Source organism: Paenibacillus polymyxa M1 (assembly GCF_000237325.1).
GTDB lineage: Bacteria > Bacillota > Bacilli > Paenibacillales > Paenibacillaceae > Paenibacillus > Paenibacillus polymyxa_C.
In genome coordinates, this window is sequence record NC_017542.1 from 5202501 (window position 1) to 5223886 (window position 21386).

21 protein-coding genes (1 of these 21 only partly in view) are annotated in these 21386 nt (G+C 39.6%); all 21 read right to left on the minus strand.

Translation table 11 applies throughout. The annotated features are described in order from the left end of the window. On the minus strand, positions 1–235 hold the 5' end (the start) of the coding sequence (gene ligA, locus PPM_RS23480) for an NAD-dependent DNA ligase LigA (RefSeq protein WP_013373297.1). It extends 1781 nt beyond the left edge of the window; only the first 235 of its 2016 coding nucleotides appear in the window; its start codon is at positions 233–235; its stop codon lies beyond the left edge, outside the window. A 94-nt stretch (positions 236–329) separates the two neighbouring features. Next, positions 330–2654, minus strand: coding sequence for a DNA helicase PcrA (gene pcrA / locus PPM_RS23485; RefSeq protein ID WP_013373298.1), 2325 nt, complete (start codon positions 2652–2654; stop codon positions 330–332). A 42-nt stretch (positions 2655–2696) separates the two neighbouring features. Continuing rightward, positions 2697–3407, minus strand: coding sequence for a heptaprenylglyceryl phosphate synthase (locus PPM_RS23490; RefSeq protein WP_013373299.1), 711 nt, complete (start codon positions 3405–3407; stop codon positions 2697–2699). Positions 3408–3533: 126 nt separating this feature from the next. Beyond that, positions 3534–4406 carry a phosphatidylinositol-specific phospholipase C/glycerophosphodiester phosphodiesterase family protein gene (locus PPM_RS23495; RefSeq protein ID WP_016324753.1) on the minus strand — a complete coding sequence of 291 codons (873 nt, stop codon included), beginning with the start codon at positions 4404–4406 and terminating at the stop codon, positions 3534–3536. A 221-nt stretch (positions 4407–4627) separates the two neighbouring features. Then, positions 4628–6028: an undecaprenyl-phosphate glucose phosphotransferase gene (locus tag PPM_RS23500; protein ID WP_013373301.1), complete on the minus strand. Its 1401-nt coding sequence runs from the start codon at positions 6026–6028 to the stop codon at positions 4628–4630. Beyond that, positions 6025–6933 (minus strand): glycosyltransferase family 2 protein, encoded by a 909-nt coding sequence (locus PPM_RS23505; RefSeq protein ID WP_016324754.1) that lies wholly within the window; start codon positions 6931–6933, stop codon positions 6025–6027. The genes PPM_RS23500 and PPM_RS23505 overlap by 4 nt, the downstream gene beginning before the upstream one ends. A 370-nt stretch (positions 6934–7303) precedes the next feature. Beyond that, positions 7304–7396 carry a putative holin-like toxin gene (locus PPM_RS30690; RefSeq protein ID WP_219727884.1) on the minus strand — a complete coding sequence of 31 codons (93 nt, stop codon included), beginning with the start codon at positions 7394–7396 and terminating at the stop codon, positions 7304–7306. Positions 7397–7579: 183 nt separating this feature from the next. After that, positions 7580–8566 (minus strand): glycosyltransferase family 2 protein, encoded by a 987-nt coding sequence (locus PPM_RS23510; RefSeq protein WP_231124484.1) that lies wholly within the window; start codon positions 8564–8566, stop codon positions 7580–7582. A 97-nt stretch (positions 8567–8663) separates the two neighbouring features. Next, on the minus strand, positions 8664–9539 hold the full coding sequence (gene rfbD / locus PPM_RS23515) for a dTDP-4-dehydrorhamnose reductase (protein ID WP_016324756.1): 876 nt from the start codon (positions 9537–9539) through the stop codon (positions 8664–8666). 1 nt (position 9540) lies between these two features. Beyond that, the gene (rfbB, locus tag PPM_RS23520) at positions 9541–10560 is read right to left on the minus strand and encodes a dTDP-glucose 4,6-dehydratase (RefSeq protein WP_016324757.1); all 1020 of its coding nucleotides are present in this window, start codon (positions 10558–10560) and stop codon (positions 9541–9543) included. Between the two features lie 100 nt (positions 10561–10660). After that, positions 10661–11209, minus strand: coding sequence for a dTDP-4-dehydrorhamnose 3,5-epimerase (rfbC, locus tag PPM_RS23525; protein WP_016324758.1), 549 nt, complete (start codon positions 11207–11209; stop codon positions 10661–10663). 21 nt (positions 11210–11230) lie between these two features. Continuing rightward, complete coding sequence (locus PPM_RS23530; RefSeq protein ID WP_016324759.1) at positions 11231–11974, minus strand: sugar phosphate nucleotidyltransferase; 744 nt, start codon at positions 11972–11974, stop codon at positions 11231–11233. 27 nt (positions 11975–12001) lie between these two features. Continuing rightward, positions 12002–12367 (minus strand): EamA family transporter, encoded by a 366-nt coding sequence (locus PPM_RS23535; protein ID WP_043921427.1) that lies wholly within the window; start codon positions 12365–12367, stop codon positions 12002–12004. A gap of 1 nt (position 12368) precedes the next feature. After that, a complete protein-coding gene (locus PPM_RS23540) occupies positions 12369–12734 on the minus strand; it encodes a DUF2304 domain-containing protein (RefSeq protein ID WP_016324760.1) in 366 nt (121 codons plus the stop codon). An 8-nt stretch (positions 12735–12742) separates the two neighbouring features. Next, positions 12743–13459 (minus strand): glycosyltransferase family 2 protein, encoded by a 717-nt coding sequence (locus PPM_RS23545; protein WP_016324761.1) that lies wholly within the window; start codon positions 13457–13459, stop codon positions 12743–12745. A 62-nt stretch (positions 13460–13521) separates the two neighbouring features. Continuing rightward, a complete protein-coding gene (locus PPM_RS23550; protein ID WP_016324762.1) occupies positions 13522–14907 on the minus strand; it encodes a DUF2142 domain-containing protein in 1386 nt (461 codons plus the stop codon). A gap of 463 nt (positions 14908–15370) precedes the next feature. Beyond that, positions 15371–16282 (minus strand): NAD-dependent epimerase/dehydratase family protein, encoded by a 912-nt coding sequence (locus PPM_RS23555; RefSeq protein WP_016324763.1) that lies wholly within the window; start codon positions 16280–16282, stop codon positions 15371–15373. Beyond that, entirely contained in the window at positions 16283–17515 is a 1233-nt protein-coding gene (locus PPM_RS23560; RefSeq protein WP_016324764.1) for a glycosyltransferase family 4 protein, read from the minus strand. Positions 17516–17530: 15 nt separating this feature from the next. Beyond that, positions 17531–18520 carry a glycosyltransferase family 2 protein gene (locus PPM_RS23565; protein WP_016324765.1) on the minus strand — a complete coding sequence of 330 codons (990 nt, stop codon included), beginning with the start codon at positions 18518–18520 and terminating at the stop codon, positions 17531–17533. Between the two features lie 18 nt (positions 18521–18538). Continuing rightward, positions 18539–20104 (minus strand): polysaccharide pyruvyl transferase family protein, encoded by a 1566-nt coding sequence (locus PPM_RS23570; protein ID WP_016324766.1) that lies wholly within the window; start codon positions 20102–20104, stop codon positions 18539–18541. Between the two features lie 2 nt (positions 20105–20106). Beyond that, positions 20107–21378 (minus strand): ABC transporter ATP-binding protein, encoded by a 1272-nt coding sequence (locus tag PPM_RS23575; protein ID WP_016324767.1) that lies wholly within the window; start codon positions 21376–21378, stop codon positions 20107–20109. Positions 21379–21386: the final 8 nt, after the last annotated feature.

Consider the following 21386-nt stretch of genomic DNA (forward strand, 5'->3'; position numbering starts at 1 on the left):
TCCATAATGGAGCGAGGTGGCGATGCGGTGTGAAGCCCTTGAGTATCTCCCCGCCCACACGCTGTGTTGGCGAATCTGGCAGAACAAGACCGCTTGTTTGTTCAAGCGCTACCAGTTCGTCATAAAGCACATCATATTCTTTGTCGCTGATCTGGGGGTCATCCAATGTATAGTAGTGATAGTTATATGTGTTCAGTTCAGCAACAAGCTGCTCCATCCTGTGCATTGGGTTCATGCAGGCGTATCCCTCCGGGAACTTCATTAGGGCAGAGACCTAAGCCAAGCTGCCCTATGAGGTTCGAGATTTAATGAAATTTGAGATTTGAGATTTACTCTACTTTTGTAATCGGCGCAAATCCAGCCAACAGTCGCTTAACCCCTACCGGAGCAGGGAAAGCAATCTGAAGTTCCATATCATTGCCCGTCCCTTTTACAGCTACAATGGTTCCAATTCCCCATTTGCCATGCTGTACCTTGTCTCCGGCAGCAAAAATGGATGGACCTCCTGTCGAAGCAGTCGAAGTTGGTTTTGCGGGCGAGGAAGTGGTCACTGTTACGCGGGGCGACGCGGAGGCAGACGAGCCACTACGGCTCATCGTATCAAACGAGCGCTCTCCACCAAAGTTGCTGCCACTGCTTTTGCCCAGTCCGCGACCACCATAAGATCCTCCTACATTGCCTGAACGACGGTAGCGGTCACGCTTGATGATCGTATCTTCTTTTAACTCATCCGGAATCTCTTCGAGAAAGCGGGAAGGCGGGTTAGCTGTGGTACGTCCAAACAGAGTGCGCATCTGTGCGCATGTGAGGAACAACTGCTCCTCAGCACGGGTAATCCCGACGTACGCCAATCTGCGCTCTTCCTCCAGCTCTTCATTATCCAAAAAGGCCCTGCTGTGAGGGAATACCCCTTCCTCCATCCCAACGATAAATACGATAGGAAACTCCAGTCCTTTAGCGCTATGCATGGTCATTAATACAACCGCATCACTCTGCTCCTCTTCATCGTCATTCATGGAATCAATATCGGCAATTAGAGCAAGATCGGTCAGGAAGGAAACAAGTGACTTGTCTTCCGTTCCTTTTTCAAATTCCATAGTTACCGACAGGAACTCATCAATATTCTCCAAACGCGAGCGTGACTCGAGTGTATTCTCGTTTTGCAGTTCTAATCGATATTGGGTGGTTTCCAGCATTTTTTCGGTCAGCTCAGTAACTGACAGATAATCCACCATCCGACTTAAACCCTCGATCATATCGTAAAACTCTACAAGCGCATTGCGCGTGCGTCCAGCAAAGCCTAAGTCATCTACCACTTGAAGTACACGGAAAATTGAAACGCCACGTTCCGCTGCAGCTGCCTGCAATTTGCCGACCGTTGTGTCGCCGATGCTTCGTTTCGGTACATTAATGATTCGGATCAAGCTGATGTCGTCGTCAGGATTGGACAGTAGGCGAAGATACGCCAGTAAATCCTTAATCTCTTTACGATCATAGAACTTGATTCCGCCCACGATTTGGTAAGGAATATCCGATTTAATCAAAATTTCCTCGACTACCCGGGACTGGGCATTCGTACGGTACAAAATAGCATGATGGCTATAGGTTTTGCCCGCCTTAATATTCTTATGAATTTCTGAGGCGATAAAGTAGCCTTCGTCATGTTCGGAGTCAGCACGATAAACCTTAATCTTGGCACCGCCTTCTTTGTCGGTCCATAGTTTTTTCGGCTTACGGCCTGTATTTTGGCCAATGACTTCGTTAGCTGCATTAAGAATATTCGAAGTTGAGCGATAGTTCTGCTCCAACAAAATCGTACGTGCTTCTGGGTAATCCTCTTCAAAGTTCAAAATGTTGCTAATATCCGCCCCCCGCCACCGATAGATGGATTGGTCGCTGTCACCTACAACGCATAGCCGGTGATGCTTGTCAGCCAGCATTTTGCACAGCATGTACTGCGCACGGTTCGTATCCTGATATTCATCAACATGAATGTATTGAAATTTCTTTTGGTAGAAATCAAGCACCTCAGGCACTTCTTTAAAGAGCTGAATCGTTGCCATGATCAGATCATCAAAATCAAGAGAGTTGTTATTTTTGAGCCGTTGTTGATACTTGGTATATACCTTCGCCACAATTCCTTCAAAATAATCGCCAATCTTGCGCTCATACATTTCGGGAGTGACCAATTCATTTTTAGCCGTACTCATCATAGACTGAACCGCTTTGGGTTCAAACTTCTTAGTATCTATATTCAAGTCCTTCATGCAGCTCCGAATGACAGACAATTGATCCGTAGAATCCAAGATGCTGAAATTGGAGGTAAATCCGATCCGCTCAATATCCCGGCGTAAAATACGCACACACATGGAGTGAAAGGTGGATACCCACACATCTCTCCCCTGCGGGCCAATTAGCTTGGATACGCGATCCTGCATTTCACGCGCGGCCTTATTCGTAAAGGTAATCGCCAAAATACCCCATGGAGCCGTCTTACGGGTCGCAATGAGGTAAGCTATTCGGTGCGTGAGCACCCGCGTCTTACCACTGCCTGCGCCAGCCATAATCAGCAGCGGACCATCTACCGCCTCCACGGCCTGACGCTGAGGCTGATTAAGGCGAGCTACCGCCTCGTGTATATCTATTGATTGCATGCGTGCATGCTCCTTTCTCTAAGCCTTCATAAAATTCACGCTCTATACTTCCAATTTCACAGCTACCGTCTCCAGCGCTTTCGCCAAATCACGATAAATAATGTTTCCTACTACAATGGTGTCACAAACAGCTGCTGCTTGTAACGCGGTAGATTTATCCACGATCCCTCCTCCGTATAGGACACGAGATCGCTCCATACCACGATGTATTTGTTGTACCAGCTCCATATCTCCAAAGACACCGCTATATTCCACATATACAATCGGTAGATGCATAAGCTTGTCAGCAATCTGTGCATATGAAGCGGCAGCAGAAGCACTCAGCGAAGTATCCGCACTGGTAAGCTTAGCGACGGTGGAATCACCGTTCAAAACAATATATCCTTCCGTCACAAGCAAATCCCAAGGGATCATATAACCAAATTGCTCAATCGCACGTTGGTGCTGGCCCATGATCCAATTACTGTCACTGGTATTCAGCACCATGGGAATCATATATAGATCAAACCCCGGCACTACAGCTTCCAGATCGGATACCTCAAGCACACACGGCACCTCGTAACGCCGAACCCGTGACAGCAAATCCACCGTATTTTCATACGTTACGCCCGATGAACCGCCTACCATAATGGCGTCCGTACCAGACATACACACGGCATCAAGCGCTTCATCATTCAGTTCCTTGTCAGGATCAAGCTTAAATACATGCCTCCATGATTGAATTGAATCTGCCAACACACATTCCTCCAGCATCCATTGCTTTTGTCATCATCCAGACGAGCCGAATTTTAATATCCAAAAGCGTTCTATGCTAAGTCTATGACAGTGCTTAAAAGGTGTCAATGTTCGTATCAAATGGGAACACCGAGTTCAGACAGCTTATGGTCTCAGCGCATACAACCAACTGCGTTTACGAAGTTCTTTTTCCGTTAAAACATCTGTATAGAAACCTCTTACACCCATCTGTTCGTACTCAGTAGCATCCTTCAACTCGTTAATCGTATTTACATAGCACACTGCCCCTGCCTGACGCAAACTTTCAACTAAGGCACCACTCACGCGATTTTCCGGTAAAGTTACTGCCGTTATATCATGTTGTTGAACAAATTGAATGATCTGGTCATCCGTATCCTCTGTAGCATAGAGCGTATAAATAATGGATGTATAAGGATAGATACTCCGCAATGTTTGCAGCATTTCCTCATTATAAATTTGAGGGACAATACGAGATAAAAGTTCGGGATTTTTCTCCTGAGCCTGAAGGGTCAGTTGTGCAAACAACCGTTTGATTTGGGCAGAGTCCTGCTCTTTCGTATCGGTCACAATATAGGCATTCGGGTACTTTTCCAATAAATCCAATACATCCTTCCAATCTAGTGGAGTATAGGAACCGTGTATAGGGGTGTTTTTAAATTGATGATAGCTCCAGGGCTTTCCGCCCTGCTCTGTAGCAACTGCGTGTTCCTGTTGCATTTGTTTTGTAAAGGATTCTGTCCATTCATGCCGTGCCACCAAATGTCCATCCGAAGTAAACATCAGGTCGACCTCGAATACACGGCTGCCTTTTTTATAATTTTCTACAAACGCTTCACGCGCATTGGTATAAGCCAAACCATCAACGGCTCCCATGGCATGCGAAATTACGCGGTGTGTGGTAAAGCCAGTATGTTCTTCTGTAGATTGTCCTTTGTAAGCCAGTAAAAATGTACCGATTAACATTAAAAGAATAACCGCAGCAATCACTCGTTTCATAGGGTGTCACATCCTTTTCGTACAGGTCAATACCCTACATACACCTACTCAAAACAGCTCTATATCAGCTGAACTAAAAAATGTACATATAAGTAGGCAAAATAGTGCTGAACTGGTGAAGCGCGTATTCATCGGCCTTATTATTGAAATCTCGGGACGTTGGCTATGTAAGTGTAATAGACACAAAAATACCCTCCGGCTAAGCCGAAGGGTGCTCTGAATTAATAAGCGTTTTTGAAGCCGTTACGGATTGTACGAAAAATAATTTTAATATCGAATAAGAGCGACCAGTTCTCAATATAGAAGATGTCGTGCTTAATCCGTTCCTCAATAGATGTATCTCCACGTAAACCGTTACTCTGTGCCCAACCTGTAATTCCAGGACGAACATGATGCTTCACCATGTATTTTGGAATTTCCTCACGGAATTGATCCACATAATAGGGCCGTTCCGGACGTGGACCAACGACACTCATATCACCTAACAGTACGTTGAAAAACTGTGGCAGCTCATCGAGACTCGTTTTACGAATAAAAGTACCAAAACGTGTGCGTCTTGGGTCATTAGCAGTCGTCCAGCCCGTATCTTCAGTTCCAGGTGGCAGTACCCTCATCGAACGAAATTTGTACATCCGGAAGGTGCGACGATTCAAGCCTACCCGCTCCTGCTTAAAAATAATGGGGCCTCTCGATGTGACCTTCACACCAATCGCCACGGCCAGCATAATGGGAGAGGTCAGAATAATGGCGAATAAAGAAAATAAAATATCAAACAGACGCTTAAACAATCGATTCCCTGCTACATCCAGTGGAATATCTCGTACATTGATCATCGGCATACCTGCAAAGTTGTCAAAGTAAGGTCGTGCCGGCAAATAATCAAAGAAATCGGGAATAATAAGCGTGCGTACTCCAGCCTTTTCACACATGTTGATAATCTTGGGATACTTATCATGAGCATCCAGCGGCAGCGCCAGAATGACCTCATCAATCATCAGGCGTGACAGCGTTGCCTCCAACTGATCTAATCCTCCAAGAATCGGACGAAAATGAGCTTCTTCCTCTTCGTTCCAATGCCGTTTATCATCTAGAAATCCCACTACTTCATAACCTAAATCAGGATATTGTCCAAGATTATGATAAAATCGTTGGCCTAAAGAACCTGCTCCAAGAATGAGCATGAATTGCTTATTGTATCCTTTTTGACGGAGAATTTTAAGAATTTGCTTCAAAAAATAACGATAAAACAAAATAATCAGCACATTACCAACCATATAGATCGCCAGGTAGGACCGCGAGATGTCGATTTGCTTTACGAAAAACATTACACTCAACAGCACAAACAGACCAACAATGTGAATCTGGGTAACGCGAAATACATCATCTGCAAACCTCTTTTTGCGCTTTGGCGAATAGAGTGAGAATAACATCCCCAGCACTACAGCAATCAGACCGTATATTAAGCTCCACCCTCCATATACTTGAATAGGAAGCGGCTCTTTATAAGTGATCCATTCACTTTCAAATTTGAAAAACCAAGCGATCAGAAAAGATAACTGAATGACCGCGAAATCCGCCACAATATATAATTGGGTTAAAAAACGCTGATTTCTGCGTATCATGCTTTCACCTCAGTACGAGATTGTTCCCCGCCGTCCGGCTTAACCGGTGCAGACAACTTATTTTTAAGAAAAGCCATTCCAAACTTCACCGTAATTCCCGTATATACAGCCATGTTAGTGATCCAGCTGTATTGCTGTTTATAATGCTTACGATGAAATACCCACATCGCTCTATGAAACTCATAAATAATTTTCAAAGGACGACGGCGAGCACTGCCTCCTTTGATATGAATAATATATGTGCGTGGGTAGTAGTAAATGCCCCAACCGGCTTGTTTAATCCGATAACACCAGTCTATATCCTCACCATACATAAAAAAGGTTTCGTCCAATCCGCCGACCTGGTCAATCGTCTCCTTACGCACCAGCATAAAAGCACCAACCAGTACATCTACAGGATACTCATCATCGGGGCTTAGATGCCCAAGCTGATATTGGTTGTACTTCGGGTTATCCGGGTAACGCTTCGACCAGCCGAAAGCATAGTAAAAAGACGCCGACGGCGTTGGAAACCCTCGCTTACAAGCCTTGTCTAGCGAGCCATCCGGCAGAATGACCTTACAGCCCGATGCCCCCATCTCCGGGTGTGTATCCATAAACTGAATCATTGTATCCAGCGTATCCGGCTGCACCAACGTATCGGAGTTCAATAGCAATACATAACGCCCGCTAGCTACTTCCATCCCCTGATTGTTCGCCTTGGCAAACCCTGTATTATCCTTATTAGCTATCAATGTAATATCCGGGTACGCAGCACGAATAGCCTCAACAGACCCGTCACTGGAGTGATTATCGATAACAATCACTTCATATCGATACTGCGTCTTTGACGCATACACTGACTGCAAACAATCCAGCGTCAATCGACACGTATTATAGTTGACGACCAGTATGCTTACATCCATATTTAAAACGCTCCTGACAAATTCAGTAATCTATTCTACTATCGCCTATTATAGCATACCGTGCAGGCCACGGGGCGCAAAAAAGCACATAACTTGTAACCTTGCATAGTTAGTAGAATTTCACAAAATTCGATTCCAGTCGCTCCAAAGTGCAAATATAGACAAACGAAACCATTTCGATCTATATATTGTTCATTGGAAGTCGTTTATTAGATTTTTGTAAAATCCTCGGTTGAGGTCTAAATTTCATCGTGGTAAGATATACATGGAAAAAGGGCTGGTGCCAGCCAGCCCCGCGCAACCAACGCTCCAAGAGCGGACGGTTTTAGAACAATCAGGCCGAAAATAGACCCTTCCTTGCGGGGGCGGTCTATTTTCGTTTGTTAAACTCTAACAGTGTGACGATTAACGCCCCGAACGTCAGCATTAAACTGAGCGCCTCAAACACTGTCACAGGCTTCACCCCCCTCCTCGGGAGAGTTAGCCGACCGCCCTTGCCAGCTCTATCGGTTGCACGCTTCAATTATACTATATATTTCCAAAAAGGAACACGCATTCGATGGTATTTTATCTAGCATTCATTTGCACCTTTGATTATTTGACGCTCCTATATGGAAAAAAGTTTCAATATTTTTCTTTCCATCTTCTATAATTTCCCCAATATAAAAACTAACTTATAAATCCAGTTGTCTAACCGTGACTGCCTATAGAATGGAGACTGCCCAATATATCTCATACGAGAAAGCACACCCTTTTGGTAGCTATCCAGGAATTGATCCACATCTCTGTACAATTGAGAAGGCATGTCTTGTCCATATAGTTGAACAAATTGCCGGGCTTGCTTACTTAAAATATAGCGATTTTTTCCTTTCACAAATCTACTTAGTCTCTTCCTCCACTTGCCGATCCAGCCATCCGTTGACCCTCCGAGCACATTGTTTTGATGCTGCCGATACCAAATGGACGGCTCAGGATCAAAAACGACCTCACCAAAAGCGGCGGTACATAAGTAAATCCACCAGTCATGCATGATAATGTTATCCAAAGTATCTGGCATTCTCGTTTTCACGAACTGAAGTGTTTGTTTATTGATTACCATGGTACAACCTACACATACATTCTCGATGAGAGCATTATATAAGGATAAAGGTCTGGGAATATCGGCTGGCCATACCTTGAGGGGTTCCAAGTTTTGAGAGACCATTTGGGTAGCAGAACAGTACATCAGCGGGCGGCTCTCATCCTTTTCCCTGAGCTGAGCTACAGCCCGAGCAAGCTTGTTCGGCATCCAAACATCATCCTGATCACAAAAAGCATAATAGTCGAATGTCTCGGAAGATCTTTGAATCAGATCAAAAAAACTCGCAATAACTCCTTCATTGCTCTCGGGATATAAAACAACCCGTTGAGGATAACGCTGCTTCAGCGCATTCAATTTGGAAATCGTATCATCTGTTGAGCCATCATCACGAATTAGAATCTGAGTATTTACGTCTTTCTGATTGATCAGGCTTTCTAATTGCTCATCTAAATAAGTTGCTCCATTATATGTAGATAACAAAATTTGTACACTGGGCTTTTCCAGAATAATGCCCTCCTTATAGCTCCATATATGACGAACTGTCTTATACATTATAATACTCATTGAGCTTGATCGACATATGTCCCTAGATAATAAAATCTCCCAATCATAACATGATGGGAGATCGCTGCAGATATATAGTCTACCTCTATTTATTGGAATTTTCCAGATACTCTTTTAAAAAATCCCGTAATCCTTCACGCCAATTTCGCAAATCATTCAGCCCATTGGTTCGAATCGCTATATGCTCCATGACCGAATTACGTGGACGTGCTGCAGGCCTAGGGAATTGTTCTGTACTACATGGGTCCAATTTTGCTGTTATCTTGGCACCTAATAGTCCTGCCGCATCCTGAAAAATAGCTTGCGTAAACTCATACCAAGTACAAGCACCGCTATTGGACGCATGATATACGCCATACTTATCAGTTTGAACCAATTCTGCCAAAAAGCGAGCCAAATCCACCGTATAGGTGGGTGCGCCTTTCTGGTCGTTCACAACCTGAAGATGTGGCTTTTCCTGTCCAAGCTTCAGCATTGTTTTTACAAAATTGTTCCCGTGTAATCCGTATACCCAAGAAGTACGAACAATAAAATATCTGGAGGAAAGTGTTTGGGCCAGTATCTCTCCGGACCGCTTGGACTTTCCGTAAATACTCTGCGGATTCGTATTGTCATACTCATGATACGGTTGCTCCGCTGTTCCATCGAACACGTAATCCGTGCTGATATACACCAGCTTGGCTCCTGCTTTTTCCGCAGCCAACGCCATATTGCGTGTTCCCGACGCATTGACTTGGTAAGCCGTGTCTATATCAGACTCGGCTGCATCCACTGCCGTATACGCTGCACAGTGGATGATAGCATCAGGTTGGTACTGTCCCACGATCTTTACAACCTGCTCCAAGTCCGTAATATCCAGCTGTTCCCGATCGTATCCAAAGACATCAAGTCCCTGGCCCTGAAAAACGTTTACTACATCTTTGCCAAGTTGACCGGATGCTCCAGTAACCAGCACCTTCATCTTACGCATCCCCCAAGCGGGAACCGTACTGCTTAGCATAATATTGCTGGTACTCGCCGGATTGAATACGAGTCCACCATTCTTTGTTGTCCAAGTACCAACGGATTGTTTCTTTAATGCCTGTTTCAAAAGAGTGCTTTGGCTTCCAGCCCAGCTCATTCATGGTCTTCGTTGGATCAATGCCATAACGGCGATCATGACCCGGGCGATCCTGTACATACGAAATCAGAGATTCTGGCTTGCCCAGATCCTCCAATACCGTTTTGACAATATGCACATTTGTCCGCTCATTATTTCCACCGATATTGTATACCTCACCAAGCTTCCCTTGATGAATGACCAGATCAATTGCGCTGCAATGGTCCTCCACATACAACCAATCGCGGATGTTCAAGCCATCTCCATATACAGGTAGCTGCTGATCACTCAACGCCCGCGAAATCATCAGTGGAATCAGCTTTTCCGGAAACTGGTACGGACCATAGTTATTGGAACAACGAGTGATATTCACAGGTAGACCAAAGGTTTCATGATATGCACGAACCAGCAGATCCCCACCTGCCTTAGAAGCAGAGTAAGGACTATTGGGCTGCAGCGGAGTTTCCTCTGTAAACAAGCCCGTTTCACCCAGAGATCCGTACACCTCATCTGTCGATACCTGTACAAACTTGGTCACATTATATTTCTTGGCTGCGTCCAACAGTACCTGTGTACCAAATACGTTGGTTTTCACAAATACTTCAGGCTCCAAAATACTTCGATCCACATGCGACTCTGCCGCAAAATTCACCACCACATCAATTCCCTGCTGCATCAGCTGGTCAATCGCTTGCGCGTCAGTAATATCCGCTTTCATGAAGGTATGTTTAGGGTGATTTTCAATGGATTTCAAATTTTCCAGATTACCTGCATAGGTAAGCGCATCTATATTCACAATTTCGTATTCTGGATGCTGTTTTAACATATACAATACAAAGTTACTGCCAATAAATCCGGCACCGCCGGTGACAAGAAGTTTCATAAAGACCTCCTAAAATACATTCCGATATATACATAATATGCACTTAAATCAAGAAGGAACTATCAACAATGAATAACGCTCTTACTTTGTCGTTCCCTATTTAGTCGAAATTAATCTCCGCATTTGCTAATATAGGTTGCTTCTGATCCTTCTCCGAAAGAATTGCATGGGAAGTTGGCCAATCAATCCCAAGTGCCGGATCATTCCAGAGTATACCACGATCATCCTCAGGTGAATAATACTCATCTACCTTATAAAACACCTGGGTATTAGGCACAAGCGTACAGAATCCGTGAGCAAAACCTTTAGGGACCAGTAATTGACGTTTATTGTGTTCACTCAAAATCACCCCAACCCATTGACCGAATGTCGGGGAACTTTTACGAATATCCAGAATCACATCATAGATGGCTCCTGAGATCACACGAATGAGTTTTGTTTGTGCTTTTGGCTTAAGCTGATAATGCAAGCCACGAATAACTCCAGTCTCCACAGACAATGATTGATTATCCTGAATAAAATCATGACTAATCCCGTTTTGTTTCATGACTTGTTCATTGTAGCTTTCCATAAAAAAACCACGATGATCACCATGAACCACAGGTTCAATAACTTTTGCACCTTCCAGTTTCAAAGGGATTACCTTCATAAGTCTGCATCCTCCCTTTATTTAAAGCTTTAGTTTTCCAAATTCTTCACCAAAGACGATATCCTTGGCTAATTCATTAGCACGTGCAAGAGATGGGTGAGTTCCCGCATCCGTCCACCATCCTTGGAGAACATCATATGTCAATGTTCCATTAGCAATATATGCATTGTTGACGTCAGTGATCTCAAGTTCTCCACGAGCTGAAGGTTCAAGTGTTTTAACAATTTCAAACACACTATGATCGAACATATAAATTCCTGTTACAGCATAATTGCTTTTTGGATCTTTAGGTTTTTCTTCAATAGACACAATTCGTTTCCCCTGAAGCTCAGCCACTCCAAAACGGTGTGGATCTTGTACCTGCTGAAGAAGGATCTTCGCACCCGTGATTTGATTGCGAAAATTGTCCACAAATGGTGCAATGTCATCTTCAAATACATTATCGCCCAAAATAACAACCATTTGATCATCGCCTACAAATTGTTCTGCCAGGTCGAGCGCTTGCGCAATCCCACCAGCTTCGTCTTGGACTTTGTAAGTGAATGTTACGCCCATTTCACGACCACTACCAAGAAGGTTAACGACATCTCCCATATGCTCTTTACCTGTAACGATAAGAATATCGTGTATGCCAGCTTGCTTGAGCTTGGATACGGAATGGAAAATCATTGGATATTTACCCACTGGCAGCAGATGTTTATTTGTTACTTTGGTTAAGGGGTAGAGGCGAGAACCTGTACCTCCTGCAAGAATTATACCTTTCATAATAAATGACCTCCATAAAATGTAAATTTAATCTAATGCTATTATAAAAACGCCTACTAAAATTATTGCTGATCCAACCCATTTCATCATAGATACTGGCTCATGAAAAATAAACAATGCTGCTATAACACCAAAAATATATGCCAAGCTCTGAATTGGATAAGCAACACTCAAAGGCATTCTAGACAACACAACGAACCAAATCAATGTAGCAAAAACATATAATAACAATCCAACAATTATATTTGGAACAAATAAAGCTTTCCAAGCACTACTTAAGCTGACTCCTCCTATTTTCTCCAGCCCCAGTTTAAAAAAAACTTGTCCACTACATAACATGATTACATTGAGAACTAGTAATAAAAAATTAACTAGCGTGGGTCCTTTTAGCATACTAGTTTTCCCTTTCAATCTCCCTAATTTTATTTAATTCGTGCTTGACTAAGCCTAATTCCTGAGATAGTTCTTTTATTTTTATTGTAGACTTGGACACCTCTATTGTTAGAGAAAACATGATGACAAAAATCCCAAAAATAGCAAGTAAAAAAAGAGCATTAACAGGTACTTCAATCCCCATAATCCTGGAAACATAGTTAAACAAACTTGGAAAAAATGATAAAATAAGAACCACTATCATTGCTATGATCCAAAGCATTGAATATTTTAGTTCCATTCTATATTTACGCAGCAAATTTAATAATACTAGAAAACAAATGAGCGCTCCTGCAATTAATATAAATTGTAATTTAATGGATATCATAACTTCTCCTAAACTATTTGTTTTCTTAGTCTATCAATTAAAATTGCCAAGGAGACTTTTGTCATGTAATAAATTGACTTTAATGAGGTAATTGAAGATTTACCCTCAAGTCTTGCTTCCATATTAACTGGAATTTCCTTAATGCGAAAATTATTTCTCTTTAAATACATAATTGATTCAGGTTCAGGATAATCCATTGGGTACCTCTTAGAAAAAGCTTCAATCACCTTATTATTACATGCTCTAAATCCGGAAGTAGGATCAGTTATCCGCTGACCCGTTAACGCCCTGAGCATCTCAGAGAAATACACGATACCCACTCTTCTCATAAAAGATGACTGAAACCCCTCTTTATTAATATAACGAGACCCTATAACTAAATCTGCGTCGTTATTAATTAATGGTTTAATCAAATTTTCCAAGTATTTAGGATTGTGTTGCCCATCTCCATCAACCTGCACAGCTATGTCGAATTGATTATAAAACGCATATTTATAGCCGGTTTGCACTGCTCCACCGATGCCTAAGTTGCATGGCAAATTAACTGACGAAACATTAAGTGTTTCACAAAGTGCTGCCGTTGAATCTGATGAACAATCATTAATAACTAGAATATTCAATTGAGAATTATTTAATTCTCTGATTGAGGAAATTAGCTTTTCTAAACTTCGTTCCTCGTTATATGCAGGAATAATCAGTAGAATTTTTTTTGACTTAATCATCATTATCCCCTTAGCTCCCAGCAGGTAATAAATTTGCAGTGATAGATAGTGTAGCACGGAATATATTAATAATATCTACTACTAATAATATCTAACGAGGAAACATTAAATAAAAACATAAGTAGACATAATGAGTAAAACACATAGTTCTTCAACTTTTCAGGAAATAGATAACTTATTCCCATAACTATAATAATACTAATAGGTACCAAAGAGGTAAATAGATATCTTCCCTGCAGCATAAAGTTATGGAACCGCATGAAATATTGAATTTCGACCAAGTACAAAAAAATAAAATTCAATATCACGACAATAAGACACACCGCAATAGTTTTATAATATTTCTTCCTTTTTATTATTCCGTATATTGAACCCACTACACTAGCTAAAGATATTAAAGCCAAGACTTTATAAATTATTCTAGATGTAAATCTTGTATCTAACCAACCAAAGTTTGCCCAAAAAGAGACAACCCATGTATCAAATGAACGGAAAATTGCTTCTTTTATTAAAAATGTATTTACAATATACCAGTGCAATCCTACATTTAGATCACCAGGAGGCTGCATTCCTATTCCCCCGGTAAATGAATGATAATGTTTGAAACTAAATATTCCCCATGGTAAATAAATAATGAGAATTGGAACGAATAAATACACGGCAGATTCTATCCAAAATTGAAGACTAAACTTCTTACTGATAAAATATACTAATATAAGTGATAACGCTATTGCAGTCACAAATACCATTGTAGGCTTAATAATTAGGCCAAACCCCAAAAGCACACCAGTAAAAAGGAGCCTTTTTCTTGTGGGTGAATAAATAATATATATTAGTGAAAGCATAATCGCCATGGTGACTGTATTCATTAGAATATCATTATTTACAGCAATACCAACCATAGAGAACATCGGGTGGAAACTAACTAATATAGATATAGTTATAGCAATATTCTTTTTTTTATCGAATAATCTACTAGAAATTAAATAAGTGATAGCTGTTGCTAATACTCCTAATAACACTGAAAAAAGACGAACTGCGTAATACCTATCAAAAATTGAAGAGAAATAAAAAAACTTATAAAATAATGCAGCAAAAAAATAATAACCAGGAGGATATCCCGCTGCTACTGAACTGCCGTTAGAATTTCGGTCATAATTTTGTCGATTATCAGATAACTCTTTAAATAAATTTTCATTAATTTTATATTTATTTTCTGTATGATATGCTATATTCCTCATATCAACAGATTTATAAAACAATTCCATTTCTGAAGAATGTTGAGCCTCATCCCTCAGAATTGGGATTTTATTATTTTCCGCCATAAACTGAACGTATTCAAAATGTACAGGCTCATCGGGCGTTTGTAAAGGAGGTACTACAATTGCCCATATAATTCCTTTCACAAAAGACGCAATTAGTATCCAGACAAAAATGCGTTCCTTTTTCACTTCTTAATTTCTCCTTTTCAGTTGCGAAACACCTTATTCTAGAATAATTTACATTTAGTGCAATTAATGCATAGATTTATGTGTCTAAGCACCTTCGCTCATTAATTAATGATGAGAAATTGATACAGTAGTATAGTATGTATTATTTCCATTCACATCCTTTATATAAAAAGTCAGTTTAATAATTCAACTGCTAGTATAGTTAGCCTACTTCTTATCAAATATTTTATTTTCATAACTTAATGTATTATTGAATTTGAATAATCAGTAACCAATTACTGATTTATCCTTTTCTATGGTCCGGACACTCAGCTGGTATACACACACTACTAATAAATTAACAGCTAAGTCTTTTCATAACGACTGCTTTCTGTAATCAACAACCAGAAGGGACAATAGTATCTTCAAATTTACGTAAACGTATCAGAAGCCGATTTCAAAATGTATAGATAGAGAAAACCAACTACTTATTTTTTGTCACTTTAATAATAGAGGCTATCCCATCTTCAATTGTTGTTGATGGACTATACCCTGTTAGGCCAACCAGTTTATCTGTATTAACCACATTTTTCATAATTGTAGTTTGCCCTTTACTTTTATATACAATGTTTATATTCTGATTCGTTCTTTGCTCGACTATTGAAATAACCTGACTTATAGATGTGCCTACTCCACTGCCAATATTTAATATCTCTTGGTCAGCCAGCCTAATCGCACGGAAAGTCGCTTCCAGAAAATCATCTATAAATATAAAATCGCGAACAGCCTGAATATTACCCCAGAATATAAATTCTTCCTTATTTAGCGCCTTATTAATTAAGACCGGGATGATTCCTTGCTTCTTATTGGGATTTTGGAATCCTCCATAAGGATTAGTAACCCTCAAAATAAGATAAGGCAAATTATTGGTTTCATTGTGCTTAATTTTAATTAAATTTTCAAAAAAGACTTTCTGTAACCCATATATATTGATTGGATTCATAGAATCATCCTCTTTGGCTCGGGCCAAGGTATTGCCATATACTGTTCCTGCAGAGGATAAAAACACAAATTTTTTCACTTTAACATAGCTACAGAATTCAATAAGTTTCACAAAAGAAGTATAATAGGACTCTATGTCTGCTAATACATCTGAAAACATATTTGTTGCGTTAATTGAACCAGCTGCGTATAAAACTATGTCATCTTGCTTAATATATTTTTGGAGTTCTTCCATATCGTTTATGTTAGCTCCAACAAATCTTATTCCTTCCAAAAGCAAATGCGAGTACTCTGAGTCTCTGCCTATAATCGTCACAGACCAAGCTTTTTGGTGAAAATAATTGGCCAAATGTGAACCTAGATATCCACAACCAATAATCACAACATGTTCCATTTAACCCTCCAATATTTTAAAGAGATACGTTTGAATTTTTCCCGCTTCTTTTTCCCAGGATGAGTTCTCCAGCAGATCACTTGCATTATCCATTAGAATCTGAACATCTACTTTTTTATTCACAACTTGATCGAGGGCCTCCACAATTTCATTCACATCATCTTCCACATAAATGAATATATTCTTCTCGGGATCGATCCAGTCATTATTTCTACCCTGATTAATTACAACTGGGCATCCAGACGCCATCAATTCCAAAGGTAATAAAGACAAATTTGTAAAAGATAGAATTAATGATACATCGCACTGAGCATACAAATGTGATAATTCTTCAATTCTGACTACACCAGCATTAAAATGCTTAAAAGGTATTTCATACTCAGAAACATCCCAACCAGCCATAACAATCTCAACGTCCGGATTTTTCTTGCAAAATTCGTTCAAAGCTAGAATCCCCAGCTCGAAGCCTCTTCGCTCTGTAGGTGGCCGAGAATAAAAGAATACTCTTCGTATGTCCTTATCCCGTTTTTCCTGTGGTTTATAAAGATCTTTTTCATATGAAAAACTAAAACTTTCACATACCATACCGTAATCTGACGCCAGCTTTTCTTTAAGCCAGTCACCTGCTGTTATTCCATAGAAGCCAAATTTATAGGTTTGTTCTGCAAATGAATATGCACTTCCTGGAGCGTAAAAATAAGGTTCAAAATCCTGCACAAAATATACTTTTTTTACGCAATTATCAAAAGATCTAACATAATAGGCTGTTTGCCAAGAAGTCGCTACAGCAACATCATATTCGATGTTTACTTCAAATTTATCATCAAGTATATAAACATTTGACTTTAATGGAAAGAAGTAATTCCCAATAACCCTTTTAACACTGGCTGAATCCCCCCATTGAGACCCACCACAAATATATATATCTGATTTAACACCTAATTTCTCTAATAAATATACAATTCTAAAAATATTCAGATGACCGCCTGATCCAATCCCAAAGTCAGGAATAAACCAAGCTAGGCTCAACTCATTTCCAAGCCTATCACTTAATTTAGCTGCTTTATTCTCCAGTAACAAATAATGATAGAACTTAAAAACATTTTTCTTAGTTACAGCAATCTCATTTTTCTTTTTTATTTTTGAGATCACGGTTTTGCTGCCTTTTATAACTCCTTGCGACTGAATAATTTTTGCTGCTTTTTTAGCATTATAAAGAAACACATTATACATGATCAACCCTCATTATTACTTATTTATTAATTTGTATTCTCTTGAAAACAACCGATTAAGTGACGTATACCTGTTTCCCAAAACTCCTAAATAGGCGCCTGAGTACCTTACTGTATTTTTAACTAAAGAGTAAGCTGCCCAGTATAGTTTTCTTTTTCGACTTATATTGGTGTTGTGGCGCAGAAACCTTACGTCACTTATAAAGTGCTTAGCTATATATGCCGGCAATAAAAAAACACTCTTAACAGAAGCGTAATTATAGATACGGTACAGACCCTTATACTCATCATAATAGCGTTTAAACTGCTGCTTAAACGTGTAATTATGAGAATGGTAAACTACTGATTGGGGAGAGTAAGCCTTCTTGTACCCTCTTTCAATTATTTGCCTTGCCCACAGTTGATCCTCGGCAAAATCAACTTCTGGATAAGGAATTGTATTCCAAATCTCTTTGCGCATTGCAGAGGAATTATCGGAATAATAACATAATAAATGTCTGTATCCTTCTTCCCTGTTGTATCTCTCTTGATCATCCAAATAATATATGGTTGTTTCTGTACCAAAATTGTTGAAATGTGTTATGATGTTATGCTTTTCAAAAATATCACAATCATCATAAGGCAAGTGTCTACCAAATACACCTACTATGCTCTCATCTAAATCAAAGCATGAAACCAAGTTTTTCAGCCAAAACTGATCATAGGGCAAAGCATCTTGAGTAATAAACACAAGGTATTTACCACTGGCCAAAGAGGCCCCCAGATTTCTCGTTTTCCCATGTCCAAACTCTTTGGGCATGATTTGCTTTAGAACAATATTTTCATTTTGTTTTTGCAGACCTTGTATAAATTCAACTGTTCCATCAGAAGACCCCGAATCTACAATAACAATTTCAAAAGGAGCTCCCAAATCCTGCTTCAGAACTTCCACCAATACTTTTTTGAATATATCTCCTCCGTTTTTTGTGGGAATAATTACAGAGGCTAAATGGTTCAATTCATTCATGGTTATAAATTCCCTTTTTTATTTTTTTTTATGTTTTAAATAGTATATAAAACTGCTCATTACATTCTTATACTCATTTTCGATCAGCAAGAGCCTTCCATTCTCATCTGTTAATACGTTTTTTTGCTCTTGAAGGTTCTCTAGTTTTTCATTCAATTGTTTTATACTACTCTGAGTTAATCTAATATTATTTTCCAATTCGCTATTCTTGGACTCGCTTTGGTTTACTCTTTCCCACAGTTTTTGTATCTGCTCCCTTTCTTTAGACAGAAACGCCTCAGTACTGTTAACGCGCTCCCATAAAGCTTTGTTCTGAGCATGCGTCTCCTTCAACATGTTTTCAGACACATTGACTCTCTTCCATAAAGACGACACTTCCAGCTCTTTTTTATTAATTATAGCTTGTTCAACCTTATATAGCTGATCCAGTTCTTTAGAATAAGAAGAGGCATTCTTGTTCTCAGAAAGATCAAGTAAGGCATTTTTTACGAAGTTAAATATTCTGCCTGAAAGATCCTTAAATTCATGAGTATTGTTCAATCCACTCTTGAAGTAATCAACTATATACTCAGCTTTATCCAGCATATAGACAGGTTTTCTCAGACAGTAATTACTTTTTTGGATGAGTTCAAAAAAGCCTGTTAACTTCGTGGAATACTCGCCGGAAAAAGTCACATGTGGGATGTCGTAACTGTATGAAATGATATTTCCGTGAAGACTCGATCCAATAAAACCTTTTGCATTTGCTAAAATAGCCACTTTGTCCATCAAAGTTAAAGAAGGTATATTTTCCTTATTAATTATACAGGTATCAACAAGTAGAGGTGCAAGCTGATCATATAATTCATTGTCCCCAAGACATTCACCAATTGAAATGAGTACGATAGGAACGCCAAGATTCTTAGAAATGTTATTGAGCAAAACAGCTACGTCTTTAACCTCTTCCTTGGAGATAACATTTTCGTTAGCCTGGAATACAATGTACTCCCCTTTTTTTAATACATGTTGGCTATCAGTTGCTAGCGAGTCCAAAGTGGCTTCAAGAGAGGACTTAGGGAAATATTCAGAAATACACAATACCAAATCAGGTACAATTTCACTTCTTATGCCAACATCTGATAGAAATTTGCTTGATCTCTGATCTCTTACTGACACGACTTTAAATCTGGCAAATGAATTTCTTACATATCTTGAGAACCCCTCATCTAATTGAAAGGGGACACCCAAACCAATTGTGTAACAATTCTCAATACTAGCATCAGTAGGAGAAATAATATTACTGAAGCTAAGTCTACTCTCTTCATAAAGACTATTAATAGACCAGTCATCTGACCTTAACAAATCGCCTCCACCAATAAAAACCTTATCGAAAGAGTAATTATCAAATTGTATAATATCCTCCACTTGCTTTTGATCTGTGTAGGTCGGTGTGTATTGCATACAATTGGGGCTAAAAAACCTGATTTCATATGCCTCGCTTGAATGACTATAAATATCATCCACAATTTTTTCAAAAACTATAGGAAAAAGCAGATCACCTAAATTATCAACATTAAATGTACCGACCTGAGCAATTCTCTTCATAATTAACCACCTTTAATGATTTCAACTGTAGAATCCATGTCCATCAAACCTATTACAGTCCTTTCCGACTTAACGGTTATCTTGTTAACATCATATCTTCTATCCAGTGGGCGGCTTATTCCTTCTACATAATCAGATAATCCTACGGAAACTATATACTCATCTGGGGCAAGATACATTTTTTGCGAAAAAGTCACAACAATTTCTTCTCCACTTTTTACAGGTCCTATATTTTGATCAAGATAATGAGTATTGCCACTATACATTTCTAGTCCCTTCTTATTCTTGATATAGAATCCAAGAACAGGGTTCTCACAATCCTGTAAAAATTTCACGGTAACCCTCAATTTAAAAGAATCCAACGTATAAACAAGCCACTGACTCTCTGAATCATTCTCATTTATACACTCGATCTCTTTTATCACAGCGGTTTCATCACCATATCGGTATTCTTCCGAAGAAGTCTCACTGATAATGTCCACCAATGAGGATTCCTTCTTGACCATTTTATTGACTCTTTCTATCTTTTTGGTGATCTCATCGTTAGTATTGTACAGTTTCACGTAATCGTTAATGATCCTTCTAGGCTCACCTTGCGAAAAAACTTCTCCCTTATTCAACAAAACACATCGGTCACATAATGTACTTATGCTGGTAACATCATGACTAACAAATAAAATAGTTACTCCGTTATTCTTCATGGTCTTTATTTTCTCAAAACATTTTTGCTGAAAAAATATATCTCCGACTGATAATGCTTCGTCAATTATAAGAATTTCGGGTTCTACATTTATGGCTACAGCAAATGCCAATCTTGCGAACATCCCACTCGAATAATTTTTTACAGGCTGGTATACAAAATCTCCAATATCCGCAAAGGAAAGGATGTTTTCTATTTTCTTATCCATATCCGCTTGGTCAAATCCCATAAGCATGCCGTTAAGATATATATTCTCAATCCCCGTATACTCGGGATTAAAACCTGCCCCCAATTCCAGCAGAGCAGCAATCTTACCGCTAATTTTCACTGTACCGCGGGTCGGGGTTAGGATGCCTGTAATTATTTTAAGTAAAGTCGATTTCCCAGAACCATTTTTCCCAAGGATCCCTAAAGACTCACCTTTATTAACATGAAAGCTCACATCATTTAATGCGTAAAAGTCCGTATGATATTTTTTACGCAATGGGTTAATTGCTTCTTTAAGTCTATCCGTTTGATGTTCATATAATTTATATTGTTTTGAAATATTCTCTACCTGTATAGCTATACTCATATTCAAAT